Consider the following 25,126-nt stretch of genomic DNA (forward strand, 5'->3'; position numbering starts at 1 on the left):
GACCGGGCGCGAGGTCAGCCGTCCTCGCGCCGCCGCTTGAGGTAGCGCTCGAACTCGCGGGCGATCGCCTCGCCGGAGGCCTCCGGCAGGTCCGTGGTGTCCCGGGTCTCCTCCAGGCTGCGGACGTAGTCGGCGATCTCCTCGTCGTCCTCGGCGAGCTCGTCGACGCCGCGCTCCCACGCCCGGGCGTCCTCGGCGAGGTCCTCCAGGGGGATCGAGACCTCGAGCAGCTCCTCGAGCTGACCGATCAGCGCCAGGGTGGCCTTGGGGCACGGCGGCTGCGCGACGTAGTGCGGCACCGCGGCCCAGTAGGACACCGAGGGCATGTCCAGCTTCACGCAGGAGTCCTGGAACACCCCGACGATGCCGGTGGGCCCCTCGTACGTCGACTGCTCCAGCCGCAGCCGGTCCACGAGCTCGGGCTCGGTCGCGGTGCCGCTGACCGGCACCGGGCGGGTGTGCGGGGTGTCGGCGAGCAGCGCGCCGAGGGTGACCACCAGCTCGCCGCCGAGCTCGTCGACCGCGGCCAGCAGCTCGGCGCAGAACTGGCGCCAGCGCATGTTGGGCTCGATGCCGCGGACCAGGATGACGTCGCGGTCCAGGTCGGGCGGCGAGGCCACCGCGATCTGGGTCGTGGGCCAGGTCAGCCGGCGGAACCCGGTCTCGTCGGTGCCGACGTAGGGGCGGTTCACCTGGAAGTCGTAGAACTCCTCGGGATCGATCGCGCCGACCACCCGGGCGCCCCACACGTGCATCAGGTGGTCGACCACGGAGGAGGCGGACTCGGCGGCGTCGTTCCAGCCCTCGAAGGCCGCGATCACCACGGGGTCCACCAGGTCCGCGGTGTGCGAGATCTCGATCACCGGCACAGCCTAGGAGACAGCCCGCGGCGATTACGGCGGGCGCCACCCCTGGTGACACCATGGACCCCTGGTGAGACGCAGGTCCACCAGGTGAGACCTGCACGAGAGGAGCTCGGGTGCCTTCCAGCGACACCGCCAGCGGCGAGGCCGGCGACACCGCCGTCCCCGCCGTCCGCGTCGAGGAGCCGGACCACCGGCCGGACGCGACCGCCGACCTCGCGGCCGTGCTCCGCGAGCGCATCCTGGTCGTCGACGGCGCCATGGGCACCGCCATCCAGCGCGACCGGCCCGACGAGGCCGGCTACCGCGGTGAGCGGTTCGCCGACTGGCACCGCGACCTCCAGGGCAACAACGACCTCCTCACGCTGACCCAGCCCGACATCGTCGGCGGCATCCACCGCGAGTACCTCGAGGCCGGCGCCGACCTCATCGAGACCAACACCTTCAACGCCAACGCCGTCTCGCTGGCCGACTACGGCATGGAGGACCTGGCCTACGAGCTCAACCTCGAGGCGGCCCGCCTGGCCCGCCGGATCTGCGACGAGGTGACCGCGACCGACCCCGCCCGCCCCCGCTACGTCGCCGGCGCGCTCGGCCCGACCACCCGTACGGCCTCGATCAGTCCCGACGTCAACGACCCCGGCGCGCGCAACGTGCAGTTCGACGACCTCGTCGCGGCCTACACCACCGCGGTGCACGGCCTGCTCGACGGCGGCTCGGACGTCGTCTTCGTCGAGACGATCTTCGACACCCTCAACGCCAAGGCCGCGATCTTCGCGATCGAGGAGGTCTTCGCCGCCGAGGGCCGACGGTGGCCGGTCGTCATCTCCGGCACGATCACCGACGCCTCCGGCCGCACCCTGTCGGGGCAGACCGCCGAGGCGTTCTGGAACTCCGTGCGTCACGCCCAGCCGCTGCTGGTCGGGCTGAACTGCGCCCTGGGCGCGCAGGAGATGCGCCCGCACCTCGCGGAGCTGTCCCGGATCGCCGACACGTTCGTGCACGCGTACCCGAACGCGGGGCTGCCGAACGCGTTCGGCGAGTACGACGAGGCCTCCCACGAGACGGCCGCGATCCTGCGCGAGTTCGCCGACGCCGGCCTGCTGAACATGGTCGGCGGCTGCTGCGGCACCACGCCGGACCACATCGGCGCCATCGCCGGCGCCGTCGAGGGACGTCCGCCGCGGGTCGTGCCCGAGGTACGCCCCGCGCTGCGCCTGTCGGGCCTCGAGCCGTTCACCGTCGAGGACGACAGCCTGTTCGTCAACGTCGGCGAGCGCACCAACATCACCGGCTCGGCCCGCTTCCGCAACCTGATCAAGGACGGCGACTACGACACCGCGCTCGCGGTGGCCGTCCAGCAGGTCGAGAACGGCGCGCAGGTCATCGACGTGAACATGGACGAGGGCATGATCGACGGGGTCGCGGCGATGGACCGCTTCCTCAAGCTCGTCGCCGCCGAGCCCGACATCTGCCGGGTGCCGGTGATGGTCGACTCCTCGAAGTTCGAGGTGATCGAGGCCGGGCTCAAGTGCGTCCAGGGCAAGTCGATCGTGAACTCGATCTCCATGAAGGAGGGCGAGGAGAAGTTCCGCGAGCAGGCCCACATCGTGCGTCGGCACGGCGCGGCCGCGGTCGTGATGGCCTTCGACGAGGACGGGCAGGCCGACAACCTCGAGCGCCGCAAGGTGATCTGCGAGCGCGCCTACCGGATCCTGGTCGACGAGGTCGGCTTCCCGGCCGAGGACATCATCTTCGACCCCAACGTCTTCGCCGTGGCCACCGGCATCGAGGAGCACGCCTCCTACGGCCGCGACTTCATCGAGGCCACCCGCTGGATCAAGCAGAACCTCCCGGGCGCCAAGGTCTCGGGCGGCATCTCCAACGTCTCGTTCTCGTTCCGGGGCAACAACCCGGTCCGCGAGGCCATCCACGCGGTGTTCCTCTTCCACGCCATCGAGGCCGGGCTCGACATGGGCATCGTCAACGCCGGTGCCCTCGTGGTCTACGACCAGGTCGAGCCGGAGCTGCGCGAGCGGATCGAGGACGTCGTGCTGAACCGGCGCCCCGACGCGGCCGAGCGGCTGCTGGAGGTCGCCGAGGCGCACAACCTGCAGGGCGAGGTCGCCGAGGTCGCCGCCGAGGAGTGGCGCGGGCTGCCGGTGGGGGAGCGGATCACGCACGCCCTGGTCAAGGGCATCGACGCCCACGTCCAGTCCGACACCGAGGAGCTGCGCGCCGAGATCGAGGCCCGCGGCGGCCGCCCGATCGAGGTGATCGAGGGCCCGCTGATGTCCGGCATGGACGTCGTCGGCGACCTCTTCGGGGCCGGCAAGATGTTCCTGCCGCAGGTGGTGAAGTCGGCGCGGGTGATGAAGAAGGCCGTGGCCTACCTGATCCCCTTCATCGAGCAGGAGAAGCTCGACAACCCGGCCCTGGCCACCGCCAAGGAGACCAACGGCACGATCGTGATGGCCACCGTCAAGGGCGACGTCCACGACATCGGCAAGAACATCGTCGGCGTGGTCCTGCAGTGCAACAACTACGAGGTGATCGACCTCGGCGTGATGGTGCCCGCCCAGAAGATCCTGGACACCGCGCAGGAGGTCGGCGCCGACATCGTGGGGCTGTCCGGGCTGATCACCCCCTCGCTCGACGAGATGGTCAACCTCGCCACCGAGATGCAGCGCCAGGGCCTCACCATCCCGCTGCTGATCGGCGGCGCGACCACCTCGCGCGCCCACACCGCGGTCAAGGTCGACCCCAAGTACGACGGCCCCGTCGTCTGGGTCAAGGACGCCTCCCGCTCCGTGCCCACCGCCGCCGCGCTGCTCAGCCCCGAGCGGCGCGAGAAGCTGATGGGCGAGGTGCAGGCCGACTACGACTCGCTCCGCACCCGCCACGCCGGCAAGGGCACGCGCAGGCTGCTGCCGTACGCCGACGCGCGCGCGGACGCGACCCCGGTCGACTGGAGCGGCTACGACGTGCCGCTGCCCCGCACCCCGGGCGTGCACGTGCTGGAGGCCTACGACCTCGCCGAGCTGCGCGAGTACATCGACTGGCAGCCGTTCTTCAACGCCTGGGAGATGAAGGGCCGCTTCCCCGACATCCTCAACAACCCGACCACCGGCGAGACCGCCCGCAAGCTCTACGACGACGCCCAGGAGATGCTCGACCTCGTCGTCGCCGAGAAGTGGCTGACCGCCCGCGCGGTCTACGGGCTGTTCCCGGCCAACGCCGACGGCGACGACGTCGTGGTGTGGGCCGACGACGACCGGCAGGAGCGTCGGGCCGTGCTCCACCAGCTGCGCCAGCAGGGCGAGCACCGCGCCGGCGTCCCGCACCGGGCGCTGTCGGACTACGTGGCGCCGCTGGAGAGCGGCCTGCGCGACCACGTCGGCGCCTTCGCGGTGACCGCCGGGATCGGGATGGGCGAGCGGGTCGAGGCCTACAAGGCCGACCAGGACGACTACAACGCGATCCTGCTCGAGTCGCTGGCCGACCGGCTGGCCGAGGCGTTCGCCGAGCGGCTGCACCAGCGGGTGCGCACCGAGTTCTGGGGCCACGCCGACGACTCGGGGCTCTCGAAGGAGGACCTGATCGCCGAGAAGTACGCCGGCATCCGCCCCGCCCCGGGCTACCCGGCCTGTCCCGACCACACCGAGAAGCTCACGATCTGGGAGCTGCTCGACGCCGAGAAGACCACCGGGATCACGCTGACGGAGTCGATGGCCATGTGGCCGGGCGCCTCGGTCTCGGGGATCTACTACAGCCACCCCGCCGCGCAGTACTTCGTGGTCGGCCGGATCGGTCGCGACCAGGTCGCGGACTACGCCGAGCGCAAGGGCTGGAGCATGACCGAGGCCGAGCGGTGGCTCTCGCCCAACCTCGGCTACGACCCCGATGACTGAGCGGACCACCCAGCGGCCCGAGGAGCTGTCCGACGACCTGCCCGCGGCGGTGCTGTGGGACATGGACGGCACCCTGGTCGACACCGAGCCGTACTGGATCGAGACCGAGCAGGAGCTGGCGCACCGCCACGGGGCCGAGTGGACCCACGACGACGCCATGGCCCTGGTCGGCAGCGACCTCATGGACTCGGGCGTCTACATCCGCGAGCGGATGGGTCTGGACCTCTCGCCCCGGGAGATCGTCGACCTGCTCCTCGACGGCGTGGTCGTCAAGGTCGCGCACGAGGTGCCGTGGCGCGCCGGCGCCCGTGAGCTGCTGGCGGCCCTGGGGGAGGCCGGCGTGCCGAACGTGCTGGTCACCATGTCGTGGCGCCGCTTCGTCGAGCCGGTGCTCGAGCAGCTCCCGCCGGGGTCCTTCGCCCACGTGGTGACCGGTGACGAGGTGCCGCGCGGCAAGCCGCACCCCGACCCGTACCTGCGTGCCGCCGCGCTGCTGGGCCTCGACCCGAGGGCCTGCGTGGCGATCGAGGACTCGCCTACCGGTGCGGCCTCGGCGGCCGCGGCGGGCTGCCCGGTGCTCGTCGTGCCGCACCACGTCCCGGTGCCGCCGGCCTCCCGGCTCACCTTCGCCGACACCCTGGAGGGCATCGCCCCCGCCGACCTGGTGCCGCTCACGCGCCGCGGGGGACGCGGACGCCGCTGAGCGCCTCGGGGCGGGCCCGGTCCGGATCGTTGCCGAACCGCGACCCGGCGCGACGCCGCCGCTGGGTGACCCGGGCCACGGGGCGTACTAGTGTCCCGCAGGATCTGTCTCGTCATCCGGGCGGGACGCGAAGATGTGAGGTGTCCAGTGCGACTCGCACCAATTCCCACGCGCAGCGGCCTGATCGGCCTGGCCGCCACCGCGCTCGTCCTGTCCGGGTGCGCCCAGAGCGACCGCGCGGAGAGCGAGGGCGGCAGCAGCGAGCAGAGCGGCGGCACGTTCCTGTTCGCCGGCTCCGCCGAGCCGGTCACGCTGGACCCGTTCTTCGCCTCCGACGGCGAGAGCTTCCGCGTCTCCCGCCAGATCTTCGAGGGCCTCGTCGGGACCGAGCCGGGCACCGCGGACCCCGCGCCCCTGCTGGCCACCGGCTGGGAGACCTCCGAGGACGGCCTGACCACGACCTTCGACCTCCAGGAGGGCGTGACCTTCCACGACGGCACGGAGTTCAACGCCGAGGCCGTCTGCGCGAACTTCGAGCGCTGGTACAACATGCCGCGCTCGGCGCAGACCGAGGACCTCACCTACTACTACATCTCGCTCTTCCGCGGCTTCGCGACCGGCCCGGACGCCGGCGACGCGATCTACGACTCGTGCTCGGCCGACGACGACCTCACCGCCACCGTCACCCTGAACAAGCCCTTCGCCGGCTTCATCGCCGCGCTGTCGCTGCCGGCGTTCTCGATGCAGAGCCCCACGGCGCTCGACGAGTACCAGGACGACGCCGCCGGGAACCCGCGCAACAGCGAGTACTCCACCGAGCGCCCCACCGGCACCGGCCCGTTCACGCTCGACTCGTGGGACCGCGGCCAGCAGGTCACCCTGGCCCGCAACGATGACTACTGGGGTGACGTGGCCCTGGTCGACGAGGCCGTCGTCGTGGCCATCGAGGACCCGACCGCGCGCGCCGACGCGCTGCGCAGCGGCGAGATCGACGGCTACGACCTCGTCGGTCCCGCCGACGTCGCCCCGCTCGAGGAGGAGGGCTTCCAGGTCGTCGAGCGCGACCCCTTCAACGTCCTCTACCTCGGCATGAACCAGGCGCAGGAGCCGCTGGACGACCCGATGGTGCGCCAGGCGATCGCGCACGCGCTGAACATCCCCGAGATCATCAGCGCCTCGATGCCCGAGGGCACCGTGCCGGCGACGCAGTTCGTGCCGGACATCGTGATGGGCTTCAACCCCGACGTCACCGAGTACGAGTACGACCCGGAGCTGGCCGAGCAGATGCTCGCCGACGCCGGTGCCGACGGCGCGACCATCGAGTTCAACTACCCGACCGGGGTCAGCCGGCCGTACATGCCCCAGCCCGAGGACACGTTCAACGTGATCCGCTCGCAGCTCGAGGCCGTCGGCCTGCAGATCGAGCCCGTCGCCGACGCGTGGAGCCCGGACTACCTGGAGAAGATCCAGGGCACCGACGACCACGGCATCCACCTGCTCGGCTGGACCGGCGACTACAACGACACCGACAACTTCCTCGGTGTCTTCTTCGGGGCCGAGAGCAACGAGTGGGGCTTCGACAACCCGGAGCTCTTCGACGCGCTGAGCGAGGCCCGCGGCCTGCCGACCCCCGAGGAGCAGGAGCCGCTCTACGAGGACATCAACGCCGAGATCATGGACTACCTGCCGGGCGTCCCGCTGGCCCACCCCGTCCCGTCGCTGGCCTTCGGCCCGGACGTCGACGGCTACCAGCAGAGCCCCGTGCAGGACGAGGTCTGGAACGCCGTCTCGGTGCAGGAGTGACGCGGGCCTGACCCCCGTCCTCCCCTCCTAGACCCGAAGGTCGTCGATGCTGCGATTCGCCCTCCGGAGGCTGGCCCTGATGGTGCCGGTCCTCTTCGGACTCTCCGTGCTGCTGTTCGCCTGGGTGCGAGCACTTCCCGGTGACCCCGCCCGCTCCCTGCTCGGGGAGAGGGCCACCCCGGAGGCGATCGTGGCCGTCAACGAGGCCTACGGTTTCGACCAGCCCCTCCTGCAGCAGTACCTGACCTACGTCAAGGCACTGCTGCAGGGGGACTTCGGCAGCTCCATCCAGAGCGGGGCCGACGTGCTCACCACGTTCGGTGACCGGTTCCCCGCCACCGTCGAGCTGGCGCTGACGGCGATGCTCTTCGCGATCGTCGTCGGCGTCCCGCTCGGCTACCTCGCCGCCCGCAACCAGGGGCGGCTGCTCGACACCGCGGTCGTCTCGGGCTCCCTGCTCGGGGTGGCCACGCCGGTGTTCTTCCTGGCCATCCTGCTCAAGCTGGTCTTCGCCGACTGGCTCGGCTGGCTGCCCACCGCGCTGCGGCAGGACCCCCGGATCGACGCCACCCACATCACGAACTTCTACGTGCTCGACGGCTTCCTGACCCGGGAGTGGGACGCCGCCTGGGACGCGATGCTGCACCTCGCGCTCCCGGCGATCGCGCTCGGCACCATCCCGCTGGCGATCATCGTGCGGATCACCCGCGCCTCGGTGGCCGAGGTGCTGCACGAGGACTACGTCCGCACCGCCGAGTCCAAGGGGCTGTCGCGGGGCACGATCAGCCGTCGCCACGTGCTGCGCAACGCGCTGCTGCCGGTCGTCACCACGATCGGCCTCCAGGCCGGGCTGCTGCTCTCGGGGGCCGTGCTCACCGAGACGGTCTTCGGCTTCAACGGCATCGGCAGCTACCTCTTCCAGGCCATCTCCACCCGGGACTTCCCGGTCCTCCAGGGGTTCATCATCTTCATCGCGGTCATCTACTCGCTGATCAACCTGGTCGTCGACCTGCTGTACGGCGTCATCGACCCGAGGGTGAGGGTCTCGTGAGCGTCACCCTGCCCCCCGCGGCCGGCCCGGTCGGCACCCCCGGCGGCGACCCCGCGGGCGCCCCCGGCCTCGTGCCCGACCAGCCCGGCGTCGGGCTGTGGCGTGGCGCGTTCCGACGCCTGCGGCGCAACCCCACCGCGATCGCCGGCGCGGTCATCATCCTGCTCTTCGTGCTGGTCGCGGTCTTCGCGCCGCTGCTGACGTCGTACCAGCCGGGCGCGGCCGAGGACGCGGGCAAGGTCACCCCGCTCACGGTGCCCGGCCCGTCCGAGGACCACTGGCTGGGCCTGGACCGCTACGGCTCGGACATGTGGACCCAGCTCGTCTACGGCGCGCGCCAGTCCCTGCTCTACGGCGTGGTCTCCACCGCCATCGGGCTCACGCTCGGCGCCGGGCTCGGGGCGATCGCCGGCGGCTTCGGCGCGCTCGGCGGCCGGGTCGGTGGCTGGGTCGACAACGCGGTCATGCGCTTCGTCGACATCATGCTCTCGGTGCCCAGCCTGCTGCTGGCGGTGAGCATCGTCGCCGTCCTCGGCCAGAACGCCTACGCCGTGATGATCGCGATCGGTGTCGCGCAGGTGCCGATCTTCGCGCGGCTGCTGCGGGGCTCGATGCTCTCGCAGGGCAAGGCCGACTACGTGCTGGCCGCCGGTGCCCTCGGGCTCCGCAAGCGGCGGATCGTGGCCGGGCACATGGTTCCCAACGCGATCGGACCCACGATCGTGCAGGCCACGCTGAACCTCGCGACGGCGATCATCGAGGTCGCCGCCCTGTCCTACCTCGGCCTGGGGGAGTCCGACCCCGCCGTCGCGGAGTGGGGCCGGATGCTCGTCGCCGCCCAGGAGCGCTTCGACTCCGCCGCCCGCCTCGCCCTGCTCCCCGGCTTCGCGATCGCCATCACCGCCCTCGGCTTCACGCTGCTGGGCGAGGCGATGCGCGAGGCCCTCGATCCCCGGACCCGGAGGTGACCCCGGTGAGCGCCACGCCCCCCGCGTCCACGCTAGCCCCTGCCACCCCTGGCGGGCCGGCCCCCGACGAGCCGCTGCTCGACGTCCGCGACCTGCGGATCGCCTTCGGCGGCCGTGGCCGCCCCGACGTGGTCGCCGTCGACGAGGTGTCCTTCTCCGTGCGGCCCGGGCAGCACGTCGGCCTGGTCGGCGAGTCCGGGAGCGGCAAGTCGGTGACCTCGCTGGCGGTGATGGGGCTGCTGCCCAAGCGCTCGGCCCGCGTCTCCGGCGAGGTCCTCTTCCGTGGCCGCGACCTGCTGTCGATGGAGCCCAAGGCGATGGCCAAGCTGCGCGGTCGCGAGATCGCGATGGTCTTCCAGGACCCGATGACCTCACTGAACCCGGTCGTCACCGTCGGGGTGCAGCTGCGGGAGGTCCTGCGGGCCCACCTCGACGTCGACAAGTCCGAGGCCGACGACCGCGCCCGGGCCCTGCTGGAGAAGGTCGGCATCCCCGACCCGGGCCGGCGGCTGCGGGAGTACCCCCACCAGCTGTCGGGCGGCATGCGCCAGCGCGTGCTGATCGCGATCGCACTGGCCTGCGAGCCGCAGCTGCTGATCGCCGACGAGCCGACCACGGCGCTCGACGTCACCATCCAGGCCCAGGTGCTGGAGGTGCTCAAGGACCTCGTGGCCGACACCGGTGCGGCGCTGCTGATGATCACCCACGACCTCGGCGTCGTCGCCGGGCTCTGCGACGAGGTCAACGTTATGTACTCCGGGCGGATCGTGGAGAAGGCGCGTCGCGGGCCGCTGTTCAAGAGGCCGCGGCACCCGTACACCGCGGGCCTGCTGGCCAGCATCCCGCGCCTGGACCTGCCGCGCGGCTCCGCGTTGACGCCCATCCCGGGCTCGCCCACGCTGACGCTGCCGTGGACCGAGGGCTGCGCGTTCGCCCCGCGCTGCTCCCACGCCCAGGACGACTGCCGCAGCCAGGCGCCGCGGCTCGAGACCGACGACGACCGTGCGCTGCGCTGCTTCCACCCCGTCGAGCAGCCCGCCGCGGTGGGAGCTGGTCGATGGGGTGGGTCCCGGCGTGGGAGCGGAGGTACCGCTCGCCTTGGGGACTGGTCCACAGGTAGAGCCCGGGGCCGAGGACGTCGTAGTCCCAGCCCATGTGGGTCTTGGCGCGGTGGTGGGTGCGGCAGGCGGGGGCGACGTTCCCGGTCTTGGTGGGTCCTTCGGGGTAGGGGATGACGTGTTCCATGTCGGTGAAGACTGCGGGGTTGGTGCACCAGGGGAAGACGCAGGTGGTGTCGCGCAGCTGGGTTTGTTCCTTGAGGCGGTCGGAGCACTCGTAGGAGTCGCAGTGGATGGTCGCGGCCAGGTCGAGGACCGGCCGGATGGTGATCGAGGCGGCGGTGCTGGCCCATTGGCGGACCTGGGCGGTGGTGATCGGGCCCTTGGCGGGGTGCCGGTTGTCCAACCGTGAGACGAGGGCGTCATTGACGGGGCCGCCGCCCGCCTGGAACAGGGGGTTGAACACGCCGCCGGGAATGTGGGCGAACAGCACCAGGGCCGGCCCCACCGGCGCCGCCGGCCCCTCCGAACCCTCCGAACCCTCCGAACCCTCGGGAAGGGTGGGTTGACCGGTGGCCAGCGAGCCGAGGGCTTGGGAGCGGCGGACGTCGAGGGACTCGGTGGATCCGTCCTGGGCGTAGGCCTTCGCCCGGTCCCGGATAGCGGCTTCGAGGGCGAGGGCGTCGGCGAGGTCGAGTCCGGCGTCGAGCTGCACGGTGCCGTCGGCGTGGTCGGACAGGCCGATGCGGCAGTACCTGCCGTCGGCGGCGGCCTTGCGCTTCTCCTCCGCTGCTTCGGGGTCCCACCGCAGGAGTGCTTCGTCGGTCAGGCGGCACAGCTGGGCATAACAGATGGAGTGCGCGAACGGGCCGACGAGGCGGTCGACCTCGGCAGCGCCGTCCTCGCACAGGGCCATGGTCTTCTCCGCGACCAGCCGGGCCCGCCAGACCGGGCACGCACCGGAGATGACGCGTGCCCACAACAGGGGGAGGCGGTAGCGCAGTTCCAACGTGATTGCGATCTGGTCGGCACCGGAGCGGGTGGAGACCTCCAACGCGGCGGAGATCTCGATGACCGCGGACTCGCGGACCAGGGGGCACCCGGCGCCGCCGAGGGACAGGCCGTGGTCGCCGTAGCCGGCGATCCACATCGCCTCGTCATCGCGCAGTGCCTCGTTCGCGACGCACCACTCCACGATGCTCTGGAGAACCCGGACTTCTGCGGCAGCGCGGACCGCCTTGGCGTTCTTCACCTCGGCCAGCAGGGCGGCCCGGGTGGCTTCGCGGCGGTTGTCGAGCTCGTGGACCCAGTCGAGGAACGAGGGGTCCGGGGACATGACGGCCTCGACCTGGACGTCGAGCATCGGGTCGGGCCCGGTGCTGTCGTCGTTGGTGTGGGCGGTGGTGGTCATGGATCTAGTGTAGTCGAACATGCGTTCGATCGCCAGTGGACCTATGTCCCTGTGGAGGGGTCTCGTGACGCTCGCTGCGCTCGCTCCTCGACCACCGGGTGCTGGCGCTCGCTCCTCGACCACCGGGGTCGGCGCTCGCTCCTCGACCGCCGGCGTGCGGGCGGGGTCAGGTGGCGGGGACGGTCTGGCGGACGGTGATGAAGAGGAAGGCGATCCGGTCGTCGCTGAGGGCGAAGAGGTGGTCCAGGTCGACGACGCCGCCGGGGAAGTCGCCCTCGAGGTGCTTGGTCAGGCGGTACGCCTGGTCGCCGAGCCGCTCCTCGTCCACGACGGTCGACGTGTACTCGAACGCCGACGACGCATCGGCGTGCCAGGCCGCGACCGCGTCGGTGCCGAGGTGGGTGCGGCCCTCGTCGTTGACACCCCCGGTCCGGGTGAAGCAGGCGGCGATCGCGGCGGCGTCGCCCTCGGCTGCCAGGTAGGCGGCGACGGCGGGCGGGTGCTGGTGGTCCATGACGGGGCTCCTCGGGTCGGTCGGCCGCGGCGCGGTCGGGTCCGCCCACCGTGGGGCCTCTCCCCGGGGGAGGGTCCAGGCGCTGGACCCTCCGGTGGGCGAGGGTGCAGGGTCGTGCCGTGCCCGCACCCATGACGATCGGCGAGTTCGCCCGGACGACCCAGCTGAGCGTGCGCACCCTCCGCCGCTACCACGACGCGGGGCTGCTCGAGCCGGCACACGTCGACCCCTCCACGGGCTACCGGTCCTACGCGCTCGAGCAGGTGCCGACCGCCCAGGTCATCCACCAGCTGCGGCGCCTCGACGTGCCGCTGGCCGACGTCGACAGCATCCTGCGCACGGCCGACCACGACGAGCGCGCGGCGTTCGTGGCCGAGCACCTCCGGCGTCTCGAGCAGGAGCTGGACCGCACCCGCGCCGCGGTGGCCTCCCTGCGCCGCCTCCTGGACCCCGTGCCGGAGGACCTCGAGGTCGAGCTGGGCTCGGAGCCGGCCCGGGTCGTCGCGGCGGTGACGGCGACGGTCGACCTCGACGACCTGCTCGGCTGGTACGCCGGGGCGATGGCCGAGCTCGACCATGCCGTGCCCGCACCGACCGGACCGCCCGGCGGCCTCTTCGAGGACGCCCTCCTCACCGCCGGGCGGGGCGAGGCGACGGTCTACCTGCCGGCCCTCGATCCGCCCACGACCAGCCGGGTGGGCCCGGCCCTGCTGCCGGCGGTCGACACGGCCCGGACCACGCACCGCGGCGACCACGACACCATCGAGGTGACCTACGCGCGGCTCGGTGTCTGGGTCGCCGAGCACGCCCTGGCCGTCGCCGGCCCCGTCCGCGAGACGTACGCGGTCGGTCCTCGCGACACCGCCGACAGCGCCGCCTGGCGCACGGAGATCGGCTGGCCGGTCTTCCGTGTCGACCCGGCCCCGGGCTAGTCCGTCGGCAGTGGCGGGGGAGCGCCGCCGAACTCCGGGCACAGCGCCTGGAACGAGCACCAGCCGCAGAGCGGGCCGCGGCGGGGGAGCCACTCTCCGCTCTCGCGGGCGGCCACGATCGCGCGCCACACCGCCTCGACCTTGCGCTCGGTCGCGAGCAGGTCGTCGACGTCGGGGTGGTAGCGCAGGACCTCGCCGCTGCCGAGGTAGACCAGCTGCAGCACCGTCGGCACCACGCCCCGGGTGCGCCACAGCACCAGGGCGTAGAACTTCATCTGGAACAGCGCCTTGGCCTCGTACTCCGGTCTGGGCGCCCGCCCGGTCTTGTAGTCGACGACCCGCAGCGCGCCGTTGCGCGCGATGTCGAGCCGGTCGACGAAGCCACGCAGCAGCAGCCGCGACTCGGTGACGGTCTCCACGTAGAGCTCGCGCTCGGCCGGCTCGAGGCGGCGCGGGTCCTCCAGGGTGAACCAGCGGTCCAGCACGGTCGCGCAGGACGCCAGCCACGTCGTGACCTCGGGGCCGTCCCCCTCGAAGAGACCGGCGAGGTCGGGCTCGGCCCCGAGCAGCGCCTCCCAGGTCGGCGCGAGCATGCCCCGCGCCCGCTCCGGCGTGCGGTCCGGGGCGGGGTCGTCGAAGAGGTCCTCGAGCACCTTGTGCACCAGGGTCCCGCGCGCCGCGTCCAAGGACGGTTCCTCCGGCAGCCGGTCGACGGTGCGGAACCGGTAGCGCAGGGGGCAGGTGACGAAGTCGACCGCCCGGCTCGGCGAGAGCGCCCCGATGACCTCGACGCCGTCGACCGGTGTCGATCGGGCCTCGGCGGGCGAGGCCGGGGCGGGGCGGGATGCTGACGCAGGGACAGGCACGGGTCGAGCCTAGGCAGAGGCGCCGACGCCGGTCGGCGCGGCGCGTCCCGGTAGGTTCTGCCCGTGTCCGCCCCCGCCGCCCCGCCGTCCGTCCCGCGCCCGGCCGGGACCGTACGGCTGGCCACCGTCGGGGGCACCCAGATCCTGATCTCCTACACGACGCTGCTCTTCGCGGCCCTGTTCGCAGTCATCCTCGCCCCGCAGGTCGAGGCCGTACGCCCCGGGCTCGGCCCGCTGCGCTACGTCGCCGGGGCGGTGTTCGCGGCCCTGCTCTACGTCGCGGTCCTGCTGCACGAGATCTCCCACGCGCTGGTCGCACGGCGCTTCGGCACCGTGGTCCCCTCCATCACGCTGCACTTCCTGGGCGGGATGACCGCGGTCCAGGGCGAGGCACGCTCGCCGCGCCAGGAGTTCTGGGTCGCCGTCGTCGGGCCGCTGACCTCGCTGGCCGTCGGCGGCGTGGCCTGGCTGGCCTACCAGCAGGCCGACCAGGGCCTGGTCGGGCTGTTCCTGTTCGGCCTGGCCGCCGGCAACCTGCTGATCGGCGTGCTGAACCTGGTCCCGGGCCTGCCGCTGGACGGCGGCCGGGTCTTCAAGGCGGCGGTCTGGAAGGTCTCCGGCAGCGCCCTGCGCGGCGTCGTCGTGGCGGCGTGGGCCGGCCGCGCGACCGCGGTCCTGCTGCTGGCCTGGCCGTTGCTCGGCGAGGCGTTCCTCGACCTGCGCCCCGGCATCACCGACTACGTCGTCTCGTTCCTGCTGGCCGCCTTCATCTGGACCACCGCCACCTCCGAGCTGGCCACGGCCCGGCTGCGCAGCCGGCTGCCGGGGCTGGAGGCGCGCCGGCTGGCCCGCCGTACCCTCAGCGTCCCGCACGACCTGCCGCTGGCGGAGGCGGTGCGCCGCGCCCAGGAGATGCAGGCCGGTGGCATCGTGACGCTGACCGCCGCCGGGGCCCCGGTCGGGGTGGTCAACGAGGCCGCGCTGGTCGCCGTGCCCGAGGACCGACGCCCCTGGGTGCCGACGTCGAGCGTGGCCCGTAGCCTCGAGCCCGGTCTCAGCCTCCCGGTCGGGCTGCGCGGCGAGGAGCTGGTCACCGCCCTCAACCGCGCACCCGCCCGGGAGTACCTGCTCGTGCAGGAGGACGGGTCGGTCTACGGCGTCCTGTCGCTGGCCGACGTCGATCGCGCCGTCCGCGGCGCCGGAGGAGCAACGTGAACGAGCAGGACCCGCAGGAGCCGGACAGTCGGCAGCAGGACAGCCCCGACGTGCCCCCGGAGGCCTGGGGCGGCGTGCACCGCGGACCGCTGCGCACGGGCGAGTGGGTGCGCCTGGTCGACACCAAGGGCCGCAAGCACAACTTCGCCCTGGTGCCCGGCAAGAAGTTCTTCTCCAACAAGGGCTCGGTCGACCACGACGACATGATCGGGCGCGAGGAGGGCTTCACGCTGACCTCGACCGCCGGCGGCGAGTACCTCGTCTTCCGTCCGCTGCTCTCGGAGTTCGTGGTCTCGATGCCGCGCGGCGCGGCCGTGGTCTACCCCAAGGACGCCGCCCAGATCGTGGCGATGGCCGACATCTTCCCCGGCGCCGACGTCGTCGAGGCCGGCGTCGGGTCCGGCGCCCTGACCTGCTCGCTGCTGCGCGCCGTCGGTCCGCACGGCAAGGTCACCTCCTACGAGCGGCGCGAGGAGTTCGCCGACGTCGCGCGACGCAACGTCGACCAGTTCCTCGGCGGCCCGGACGGCTCCAGCCACCCCGCCTGGTCGCTGCGGCTCGGCGACCTGGCCGAGGAGCTGCCGGCCTCGGGGGAGCGGTACGACCGGGTCATCCTCGACATGCTCGCCCCCTGGGAGTGCCTCGACGCGGCCGCCGGCGCACTGCGACCCGGCGGGATCGTGTGCGCGTACGTCGCGACCACGACCCAGCTGTCGAAGTTCACCGAGACCGTGCGCGTGCACGGCGGGTTCACCGAGCCGCACGCCTGGGAGTCGCTGGTGCGCGACTGGCACGTGGAGGGCCTCGCGGTCCGCCCGGGGCACTCGATGATCGGCCACACCGCCTTCCTGGTGACGGCGCGCCGGATGGCGCCCGGGCAGAGCCCGCCGCGCAAGCGCCGCCGCCCGGCACCCGGCGCGTACGGCCCCGACTACACCGGCCCGCGCCCCGCGGACGTCGCCGACCTGGGGGAACCGCCCACGAGCGGCTGAACCGGCCACGCCGCGAGCGGGACCCTCCCCCGGGTGGCAGGTGCCACGGGTAGGGTCGACAGGACAGGAGGTGGGGCTCATGTCGAGCAGCGATTCAGGACCCGACACCCCGGGCCGCGAGCAGGAACGACTGGTCAACCAGGTGCGCTACCTGGAGTCCGAGGTCGGCGAGCTCCGGCGGCGGCTCAGCGAGTCACCGGGCTCCTCGCGCGGGCTCGACCTGCGCCTGGCCGACGCCCAGCGCAACCTGGCGACGGTGACCGCGCAGAACGAGCGGCTGGCCGGGACCCTGCGCGAGGCGCGCGACCAGATCATGAAGCTCAAGGAGGAGGTCGACCGGCTGGCGCAGCCGCCGGCCGGCTTCGGCACCTTCCTGTCCCGCAACGAGGACGACACCGTCGACGTCTTCACCGGCGGCCGCAAGCTGCGCGTGAGCGTGAGCCCGGCCGTCGAGCTCGACGAGCTGCGCCGCGGCCAGGAGGTCATGCTCAACGAGGCCCTCAACGTGGTCGCCGCGCTCGAGTTCGAGCAGGTCGGCGAGGTCGTGATGTTCAAGGAGCTGCTCGCCGACGGCGAGCGCGCCCTGGTCATCGCCAACGCCGACGAGGAGCGCGTCGTCCGGCTGGCGCAGCCGCTGCGCGACGACACGATCCGGGCCGGCGACAGCCTGCTGCTCGACTCGCGGGCCGGCTACGTCTACGAGAAGGTCCCGAAGTCCGAGGTCGAGGAGCTCGTGCTCGAGGAGGTGCCCGACATCGCCTACGAGTCGATCGGGGGCCTGCGCGGGCAGATCGAGCAGATCCAGGACGCCGTGGAGCTGCCTTACCTGCACCCCGAGCTGTTCAAGGAGCACGAGCTCAAGCCGCCCAAGGGCGTCCTGCTGTACGGGCCCCCGGGCTGCGGCAAGACGCTGATCGCCAAGGCGGTGGCCAACTCGCTGGCCAAGAAGGTCGCGGCCCGCACCGGTGCCGAGGGCAAGTCGTACTTCCTCAACATCAAGGGCCCCGAGCTGCTGAACAAGTACGTCGGGGAGACCGAGCGGCACATCCGGCTCGTCTTCCAGCGGGCCCGCGAGAAGGCCAGCCAGGGCACGCCGGTGATCGTGTTCTTCGACGAGATGGACTCGCTGTTCCGCACCCGCGGCTCGGGCGTCTCCTCCGACGTCGAGAACACCATCGTCCCGCAGCTGCTGAGCGAGATCGACGGCGTGGAGACGCTCGAGAACGTGCTGGTCATCGGGGCCTCGAACCGCGAGGACATGATCGACCCCGCGATCCTGCGGCCGGGCCGGCTCGACGTGAAGATCAAGATCGAGCGCCCGGACGCGGAGTCGGCGCGCGACATCTTCTCCAAGTACCTCACCGCGACCCTGCCGCTGCACGCCGACGACCTCACCGAGTTCGGCGGGGACCGCGAGGCGTGCGTCGGCGGCATGATCCGGGCCACCGTGGAGCGGATGTACAACGAGACCGAGGAGAACCGCTTCCTCGAGGTCACCTACGCCAACGGCGACAAGGAGGTCCTGTACTTCAAGGACTTCAACTCCGGCGCGATGATCCAGAACATCGTCGACCGCGCCAAGAAGATGGCGATCAAGGACCTCCTGGACCACGACCAGCGCGGTCTGCGGGTCTCGCACATGCTCCAGGCCTGCGTGGACGAGTTCAAGGAGAACGAGGACCTGCCGAACACCACGAACCCCGACGACTGGGCCCGGATCTCGGGCAAGAAGGGGGAGCGGATCGTGTTCATCCGCACCCTGGTCACCGGCAAGCAGGGCACCGAGCCCGGCCGGTCCATCGACACCGTCAGCAACACCGGGCAGTACCTGTGATCCCATGAGCGTGCGTCGGGTCATGGGCACCGAGATCGAGTACGGCATCGCGGTCACCGGGCAGCCGTCGGCCAACCCGATGGTCAGCTCCTCGCAGGTCGTCAACGCCTACGCCTCGGCCACCGTACGAGCGCGTCGGGCGCGGTGGGACTTCGAGGAGGAGTCGCCGCTGCGCGACGCCCGCGGGTACGACGTGTCGCGCCAGGTCGCCGACCCGAGCCAGCTCACCGACGAGGACCTCGGCCTGGCCAACGTCATCCTCACCAACGGCGCCCGGCTCTACGTCGACCACGCGCACCCGGAGTACGCCACCCCGGAGGTGACCACGCCGCTGGACGCCGTGCTCTGGGAGAAGGCCGGCGAGCAGGTGATGCTCGACGCCGCCCGCCGCGCGGCCGTGATGCCCGGCGGCGCGCCGATCGTGCTCTACAAGAACAACACCGACGGCAAGGGCGCCTCCTACGGCGCGCACGAGAACTACCTGATGCGCCGCTCGACGCCGTTCTCGGAGATCGTGCGGCACCTGACGCCGTTCTTCGTCTCCCGGCAGGTCGTCTGCGGTGCCGGCCGCGTCGGCCGGGGTCAGGACGGGCGCGAGGACGGCTTCCAGGTCAGCCAGCGCGCGGACTTCTTCGAGGTCGAGGTCGGCCTCGAGACCACGCTGAAGCGGCCGATCATCAACACCCGCGACGAGCCCCACGCGGACCCCGACAAGTACCGCCGCCTGCACGTCATCATCGGCGACGCGAACATGTCCGAGGTCTCGACGTTCCTCAAGGTCGGCACGACCTCGCTGGTGCTGGCGATGATCGAGGACGGGTTCCTGGGCCGCGAGCTGATGGTCTCGGGCCCGGTCGCCTCGCTGCGCGCGGTCTCGCACGACCCCTCGCTGCAGCACCTGCTGACGCTGGCCGACGGGCGGCGGCTGACCGCGGTGCAGCTGCAGATGGAGTACCTCGACCTGGCCCGCAAGCACGTCGAGGACCGGCTCGGCGCGGACGCCGACGCCCAGACCCGCGAGGTCCTGGCCCGGTGGGAGTCGGTGCTGGACCGCCTGGACCGCGACCCGATGGAGTGTGCGGGGGAGCTGGACTGGGTGGCGAAGCTGAAGCTGCTCGAGCAGTACCGCGACCGGGACGGCCTGGCCTGGGACGACGCCAAGCTGGCCCTGATCGACCTGCAGTACGCCGACCTGCGTCCCGAGAAGGGGCTGTACCACCGGATGGCCGCCGCCGGGCGGATCGAGCGGCTGCTCGACGACGCCGCCATCGAGCGCGCGATGCACGACCCGCCGGAGGACACCCGCGCCTACTTCCGGGGCCGCTGCCTGGAGAAGTTCGCCGAGAACGTCGCCGCCGCGTCCTGGGACTCCGTCATCTTCGACCTGCCCGGTCGTGACTCGCTGCAGCGCGTCCCCACCCTGGACCCCCTGCGCGGCAGCCGGGCGCACGTCGGGGACCTCCTCGACCGTTCGGACACCGCCGCCGCGCTCCTCGGCGAGCTCGCCGGCTGAGCCTGCGCCGCCGCGCACGGACCTGCGGGGTGGGGCCCGCAGCACCCGGTGAGTCGCTAGTGTCGGAGCATGGCCCAAGAGCAGAAGCAGCCGCGGCGCTCGTCCGAGACCGAGGAGCAGCAGCAGAGCGAGGAGACGACCGAGTCGTCGGTCGCCGAGCGCAAGGAAGCCCTCGACACGGAGGTCGACGACCTCCTCGACGAGATCGACGACGTCCTCGAGACCAACGCCGAGGACTTCGTGAAGTCGTTCATCCAGAAGGGCGGCGAATGAACGACTCGCGCCTGCCCGCGGCCTACCTGACCCCGGGCTCGTCGTCCTTCGCCGACTTCCTCGCCGACCAGGCGCCCGACCTGCTGCCCGGCGCGCGTGACCTGGGCCCGGCGCGCCCCGGCGCCCCGAGCGCCGGCGACCTCGCCCCGCACGGCACGACCATCGTCGCGGCGACCTTCCCCGGCGGTGTGGTGATGGCCGGCGACCGCCGCGCCACGATGGGCAACGTGATCGCCCAGCGCGACATCGAGAAGGTCTTCCCCGCCGACGAGTTCTCCGCCGTCGGCATCGCCGGCACCGCGGGCCTGGCCGTCGAGATGGTCCGGCTCTACCAGGTCGAGCTCGAGCACTACGAGAAGATCGAGGGCTCGACGCTGTCGATGGACGGCAAGGCCAACCGCCTGGCCGCCCTGATCCGCAACAACCTGCCGATGGCGATGCAGGGCCTCGCCGTGGTCCCGCTCTTCGCCGGCTACGACCTGGCCGCCTCGATCGGTCGGATCTTCTCCTACGACGTGACCGGTGGCCGCTACGAGGAGACCGCCTTCCACGCCGTCGGCTCCGGCTCGGTCTTCGCCCGCGGCTCGCTGAAGAAGCTCTACCGCGAGGACCTCGGCCGCGAGGACTGCGTGCTGGCCGTGGTGCAGGCGCTCTACGACGCCGCCGACGACGACTCCGCGACCGGCGGGCCCGACCTCACGCGCCGGATCTTCCCGGTCGTGCACGTGATCACCGCCGAGGGCGGGGTACGCCTGCCCGACGCCGAGGTGGCCGAGGTGGCCGACCGGATGATCGCCGGGCGGATGATCCGACCCGACGGACCGGCCGCGCCGCTGGACGGCCGGTCGTACGGGGGTGGCGCGCGATGAGCATGCCCTACTACGTCTCGCCCGAGCAGCTGATGAAGGACCGGGCGGACTTCGCCCGCAAGGGCATCTCCCGCGGCCGGTCCGTGGTCGTCGTGCAGTACGCCGACGGGGTGCTCTTCGTCTCCGAGAACCCCTCGCAGGCGCTGCACAAGGTCTCCGAGATCTACGACCGGATCGCCTTCGCCGCCGTCGGTCGGTACAACGAGTTCGAGAACCTGCGCATCGCCGGCGTGCGTCTGGCCGACATGCGCGGCTACTCCTACGACCGGCGCGACGTCACCGGCCGCGCCCTGGCCAACGCCTACGCGCAGACGCTCGGCTCGATCTTCTCCAGCGGCGGCGAGAAGCCGTACGAGGTGGAGCTCTTCGTGGCCGAGGTCGGCGACACCCCGGCCGCGGACCAGGTCTACCGGCTGACCTACGACGGCCAGGTCGCCGACGAGCACGGGTACGCCGTGATGGGCGGCGCGGCCGAGACCGTCACCGCCCACCTGCGCGAGCACTACACCGAGGGCGCCGACCTGCCCACCGCGCTGGCCACCGCCGTGGCCGCCCTCGGCGCGGTCGAGGGCGAGGCGCCCGACCGGGTGCTGCCCGTGGCCGACCTCGAGGCGGCCGTGCTCGACCGCACCCGCACCCAGACGCGCAAGTTCCGCCGGTTGCGACCGGAGTGGATCGAGTCGGCGCTGCCGTCCGCGACGCCCGGGGACACGCCGTCCGACGGGTCGACCGGGTCGATCGGGGAGCCGGAGGCGCAGCCGCCGGACGCCCCGGTGGCCCCGCCGATCAGCTAGCGCCCGGGGCTCCGGGAGGCACGACACCGCGGCGTGACGCGGCCGAAACAGGACGAGCGACGGACCTGCCTAGGTTCACCACCGCCCGTCCCGTGACGGCCCCGTCACCGCCCGAAAGGTGCCCCCATGCCCGTCTCCGCCGCCGACCTCACCGACGAGGAGCTGACCGCCTTCGTCAAGGCGCGCCTGCTCGTCTCCGGCTTCGACCTGTCCCTGCTGCCGACCACCTTCGACCCCGCCACCGGCGTGCCGACCCAGGACACCCTGGTCACCTCGCTGAAGGGCTTCGTGCGCTCCACCCCGGGCGCCATCAACACCTGGCGGCCCGCCAGCGGCGAGGCCACCGACGAGGACCTGTACGCCCAGCAGGTCGCCCCGCCCCTGGAGTACCCCTCGATCGTCGAGGCCTGGACCGGGAAGGTGGACGCCTGATGGTCTCCGACGTCAACCGTCGCGCCTTCCTCGCCGCCAGCCTCTCGGCGAGCGGCGCGGCAGCCGGCCTCGGCCTGGCCGGCGCCGTGACGCCCGCGAGCGCTGCGGCTGCCGCTGCACCGTCCGCAGCCCCGGGCACCGCCGCCAGGCCGGTGGCCCGGATCCGGATGCCCGACGTCCGCGTCCGCCCGGAGGCGCGTGCCGACCTCACCGAGACCACGCTGGCCGAGGCCGCCCAGCTCGTCCGCCGCGGCAGGGTGACCGCCGAGGAGCTGGTCACCGCCCACCTCGAGCGGGCCGACACCTTCGACGGCACCTACCAGGCGTTCAACGCCCGCCCGGTCGAGGCCGCCCTGGCCCGCGCCCGGGCCGTCGACGCCGGTGACGTCACGGGTCCGCTGGCCGGCGTCCCGCTGACGATCAAGGACAACTTCTTCACCGCGGGCGTCCCCACCACGGCGAACTCGACGATCTTCGCCGACTTCGTGCCGACCTACGACGCCACCGCCTGGCGCCGGCTGAGCAACGGCGGCGCCGTGATGGTCGGCAAGGGCCAGATGGGCCCGCTGGCCACGACCCGCGCCACGCTGCCGAACGGCACCGTGACCACGGTCAACGCGTGGACCCCCGCGGACCCCACGACGGACCCGGGCGGCTCCTCGACCGGACCGGCCACCTCGGTCGCCGGCCGGATGGCCTGCTCCTCGATCGGCACGCAGACCGGCGGCAGCATCATCCTGCCGGCCAACCGGCAGAACCTCACCGGGCTCAAGCCGACCATGGGCCGGATCTCCCTGCACGGGGTCGTCCCGCTGACCTACACCCGCGACCACGTCGGACCCCTGGCGCGCGACGTGCTCGACGCCGCGATCATGCTGCAGGTGATGGCGGCGCCGGACCCCACCGACCCACGCACCCAGGGCCTGCCCCGTCCGGCCGACTACATCACCGCCGCCCGGCCCGTCACCGACCGGCGCGGCCGGGTCAGGGTCCGACGGCCCACCCGGGTCGGGGTGCCTGCCGGGTACCTCAAGAGCTTCACCGGCGAGGCCCTGGCGCTCCAGACCGCGGCGCTGGCGGACCTCGACGCGATCCCGGGGATCAGCCTGGTCGACGTCACCTACCCCGACGACTGGACGCTGCTGACGGGCACCTTCAACGCCGTCCGGCTGCCCGAGCGCTCCGAGCCGTTCCTGCGCCAGCTGCAGGCCGACCCGACCGCCTTCGGCGTCTCCCTGACGTCCTGGGTGCAGGGACTGTTCCTGTCCGCCGACGAGTGGATCACCGGGCAGCGGGCCAAGCACCGGCTGCTGCGCGACGTGCTCGACACCGTGATGGCCGACTGCGACGTCGTCCTGCAGACCAGCGTCGTGCCCTTCGACATCCTGGGCCTGCCCGAGCTCGGGTTCCCGGTCGGGTTCGGCACCTCCTCGGCCGGACCGGACACGCTGCCGGTCGGGGCGGTGCTCGGTGGGGCCCCCTACGAGGAGGAGCGGCTGCTCGAGGTGGTGGCCGCCTATCAGGCCGTCACCGACTGGCACCTGCGTCGCCCGGCCGACCCGGCCCCGGCCGCACGCGCCGCCCGGCGTACCGAGCGTCCGCGCCTGACCGCCGACGAGGTGGCCCGCCTCACCGCCTGACCGCAGGCGCCGGGTCGAGCCCCAGGTCGGGGCCGCGTCACCCCCCGGATCCGCCGGTCCCCCCGTACTGTTCGGGCATGGACCGGCGGATCTTCGGTATCGAGAACGAGTACGGCGTCACGTGCACGTTCAAGGGGCAGCGGCGGCTCAGCCCGGACGAGGTCGCCCGCTACCTGTTCCGCAAGGTCGTCAGCTGGGGCCGCAGCAGCAACGTGTTCCTCCGCAACGGCTCCCGGCTCTACCTCGACGTCGGCAGCCACCCGGAGTACGCCACCCCGGAGTGCGACGACATCGTCGACCTGGTCACCCACGACAAGGCGGGGGAGCGGGTCCTCGAGGGCCTGCTGCTCGACGCCGAGGACCGGCTGCACGACGAGGGCATCGCCGGCGAGATCTACCTGTTCAAGAACAACACCGACTCCGCCGGCAACTCCTACGGCTGCCACGAGAACTACCTGGTCGGGCGTGCGGGGGAGTTCAGCCGGCTGGCCGACATCCTGATCCCGTTCCTGGTCACGCGGCAGATCGTGGTCGGGGCCGGCAAGATCACGCAGACGCCGCGCGGGGCCTCGTACGCCGTGAGCCAGCGGGCCGAGCACATCTGGGAGGGCGTCTCGAGCGCCACGACCCGCAGCCGCCCGATCATCAACACCCGCGACGAGCCGCACGCGGACGCCGAGAAGTACCGGCGGCTGCACGTCATCGTCGGCGACTCCAACATGAGCGAGACGACCACCCTGCTGAAGGTGGCCAGCTGCGACCTCGTGCTGCGGATGATCGAGGAGGGCGTGGTGATGCGCGACCTCACGATGGAGAACCCGATCCGGGCGATCCGCGAGATCTCCAACGACGTCACCGGGCGTCGCAAGATCCGCCTGGCCAACGGCCGCGAGGCCAGCGCCCTCGACATCCAGCAGGAGTACCTCTCCAAGGCCCGCGACTTCGTCGACCGCCGCCAGATCTCCACCCCGGTCATCGAGCAGGCCCTCGACCTGTGGGAGCGCGGGCTCAAGGCCGTCGAGTCCGACGACCTGGGCCTGGTCGACACCGAGATCGACTGGGTCATCAAGTGGAAGCTGATCGAGAGCTACCGCGCCAAGCACGGCCTGCCGCTGAGCCACCCGCGGGTCGCCCAGCTGGACCTGGCCTACCACGACATCCACCGCGGCCGCGGGCTCTACTACCTCCTCGAGAAGCGCGGCATGGTCGCCCGGGCGACCACCGACCTGAAGATCTTCGAGGCCAAGTCGGTGCCGCCGCAGACCACCCGCGCCCGGCTGCGGGGCGAGTTCATCCGCACCGCCCAGGAGAAGCGCCGGGACTTCACCGTCGACTGGGTCCACCTCAAGCTCAACGACCAGGCCCAGCGCACGGTGCTGTGCAAGGACCCCTTCCGCGCCTACGACGAGCGGGTGCAGCGGCTGATCGACGGGATGTAGCCGGAGCTAGGTGTATAAAACAGGTCCCACCGGCCCCGCTGGTCC

General features: G+C 72.2%; 20 protein-coding genes. 17 read left to right on the top strand and 3 right to left on the bottom strand.

Annotated elements, in window-relative coordinates:
• Positions 1–14: 14 nt before the first annotated feature.
• Complete coding sequence (locus tag GV155_RS10085; RefSeq protein ID WP_160007608.1) at positions 15–863, bottom strand: PAC2 family protein; 849 nt, start codon at positions 861–863, stop codon at positions 15–17.
• A gap of 116 nt (positions 864–979) precedes the next feature.
• Between GV155_RS10085 and metH the strand changes: the two genes are divergently transcribed.
• From metH to GV155_RS10115, 6 genes are all read left to right on the top strand, one after another.
• On the top strand, positions 980–4,774 hold the full coding sequence (gene metH / locus GV155_RS10090) for a methionine synthase (RefSeq protein WP_160007610.1): 3,795 nt from the start codon (positions 980–982) through the stop codon (positions 4,772–4,774).
• Positions 4,767–5,477: an HAD family hydrolase gene (locus tag GV155_RS10095; protein WP_236554241.1), complete on the top strand. Its 711-nt coding sequence runs from the start codon at positions 4,767–4,769 to the stop codon at positions 5,475–5,477. The genes metH and GV155_RS10095 overlap by 8 nt, the downstream gene beginning before the upstream one ends.
• Positions 5,478–5,624: 147 nt before the next feature.
• Entirely contained in the window at positions 5,625–7,280 is a 1,656-nt protein-coding gene (locus tag GV155_RS10100; protein ID WP_160007612.1) for an ABC transporter substrate-binding protein, read from the top strand.
• Positions 7,281–7,326: 46 nt separating this feature from the next.
• Positions 7,327–8,331 carry an ABC transporter permease gene (locus GV155_RS10105; RefSeq protein WP_160007614.1) on the top strand — a complete coding sequence of 335 codons (1,005 nt, stop codon included), beginning with the start codon at positions 7,327–7,329 and terminating at the stop codon, positions 8,329–8,331.
• The gene (locus GV155_RS10110) at positions 8,328–9,299 is read left to right on the top strand and encodes an ABC transporter permease (protein WP_160007616.1); all 972 of its coding nucleotides are present in this window, start codon (positions 8,328–8,330) and stop codon (positions 9,297–9,299) included. Before GV155_RS10105 ends, GV155_RS10110 begins: the two co-directional genes overlap by 4 nt.
• Positions 9,300–9,304: 5 nt before the next feature.
• Positions 9,305–10,534, top strand: coding sequence for an ABC transporter ATP-binding protein (locus GV155_RS10115; RefSeq protein ID WP_236554242.1), 1,230 nt, complete (start codon positions 9,305–9,307; stop codon positions 10,532–10,534).
• Between the two features lie 1,400 nt (positions 10,535–11,934).
• Here GV155_RS10115 and GV155_RS10120 read toward each other — a convergent pair.
• Positions 11,935–12,282, bottom strand: a complete 348-nt coding sequence (locus GV155_RS10120; protein WP_160007618.1) for a nuclear transport factor 2 family protein — start codon at positions 12,280–12,282, stop codon at positions 11,935–11,937.
• Between the two features lie 119 nt (positions 12,283–12,401).
• Between GV155_RS10120 and GV155_RS10125 the strand changes: the two genes are divergently transcribed.
• Complete coding sequence (locus GV155_RS10125; RefSeq protein ID WP_236554243.1) at positions 12,402–13,214, top strand: MerR family transcriptional regulator; 813 nt, start codon at positions 12,402–12,404, stop codon at positions 13,212–13,214.
• Here GV155_RS10125 and GV155_RS10130 read toward each other — a convergent pair.
• Positions 13,211–14,080, bottom strand: a complete 870-nt coding sequence (locus GV155_RS10130) for a RecB family exonuclease (protein WP_160007620.1) — start codon at positions 14,078–14,080, stop codon at positions 13,211–13,213. The two genes, GV155_RS10125 and GV155_RS10130, sit on opposite strands and share 4 nt — an antisense overlap.
• Before the next feature lie 63 nt (positions 14,081–14,143).
• Between GV155_RS10130 and GV155_RS10135 the strand changes: the two genes are divergently transcribed.
• From GV155_RS10135 to pafA, 10 genes are all read left to right on the top strand, one after another.
• Positions 14,144–15,295: a site-2 protease family protein gene (locus GV155_RS10135; protein ID WP_160007622.1), complete on the top strand. Its 1,152-nt coding sequence runs from the start codon at positions 14,144–14,146 to the stop codon at positions 15,293–15,295.
• Positions 15,296–15,369: 74 nt separating this feature from the next.
• The gene (locus GV155_RS10140) at positions 15,370–16,287 is read left to right on the top strand and encodes a tRNA (adenine-N1)-methyltransferase (protein WP_160011128.1); all 918 of its coding nucleotides are present in this window, start codon (positions 15,370–15,372) and stop codon (positions 16,285–16,287) included.
• Between the two features lie 79 nt (positions 16,288–16,366).
• Positions 16,367–18,121: a proteasome ATPase gene (arc, locus tag GV155_RS10145; protein WP_160007624.1), complete on the top strand. Its 1,755-nt coding sequence runs from the start codon at positions 16,367–16,369 to the stop codon at positions 18,119–18,121.
• 4 nt (positions 18,122–18,125) lie between these two features.
• Positions 18,126–19,634: a depupylase/deamidase Dop gene (gene dop, locus GV155_RS10150; protein ID WP_160007626.1), complete on the top strand. Its 1,509-nt coding sequence runs from the start codon at positions 18,126–18,128 to the stop codon at positions 19,632–19,634.
• Positions 19,635–19,703: 69 nt separating this feature from the next.
• Positions 19,704–19,907: a ubiquitin-like protein Pup gene (locus GV155_RS10155; protein ID WP_160007628.1), complete on the top strand. Its 204-nt coding sequence runs from the start codon at positions 19,704–19,706 to the stop codon at positions 19,905–19,907.
• Positions 19,904–20,776 carry a proteasome subunit beta gene (prcB, locus tag GV155_RS10160; protein WP_160007630.1) on the top strand — a complete coding sequence of 291 codons (873 nt, stop codon included), beginning with the start codon at positions 19,904–19,906 and terminating at the stop codon, positions 20,774–20,776. Before GV155_RS10155 ends, prcB begins: the two co-directional genes overlap by 4 nt.
• Positions 20,773–21,570: a proteasome subunit alpha gene (prcA, locus tag GV155_RS10165; RefSeq protein WP_160007632.1), complete on the top strand. Its 798-nt coding sequence runs from the start codon at positions 20,773–20,775 to the stop codon at positions 21,568–21,570. The genes prcB and prcA overlap by 4 nt, the downstream gene beginning before the upstream one ends.
• 126 nt (positions 21,571–21,696) lie before the next feature.
• The gene (locus GV155_RS10170; RefSeq protein ID WP_160007634.1) at positions 21,697–22,002 is read left to right on the top strand and encodes a hypothetical protein; all 306 of its coding nucleotides are present in this window, start codon (positions 21,697–21,699) and stop codon (positions 22,000–22,002) included.
• A complete protein-coding gene (locus GV155_RS10175) occupies positions 22,002–23,642 on the top strand; it encodes an amidase (protein WP_160007636.1) in 1,641 nt (546 codons plus the stop codon). Before GV155_RS10170 ends, GV155_RS10175 begins: the two co-directional genes overlap by 1 nt.
• A 77-nt stretch (positions 23,643–23,719) precedes the next feature.
• Entirely contained in the window at positions 23,720–25,081 is a 1,362-nt protein-coding gene (pafA, locus tag GV155_RS10180) for a Pup--protein ligase (RefSeq protein WP_160007638.1), read from the top strand.
• Positions 25,082–25,126 lie beyond the last annotated feature (45 nt).

The organism is Nocardioides sp. AX2bis, assembly GCF_902506435.1.
In the GTDB taxonomy this organism is placed as follows: Bacteria; Actinomycetota; Actinomycetes; order Propionibacteriales; family Nocardioidaceae; genus Nocardioides.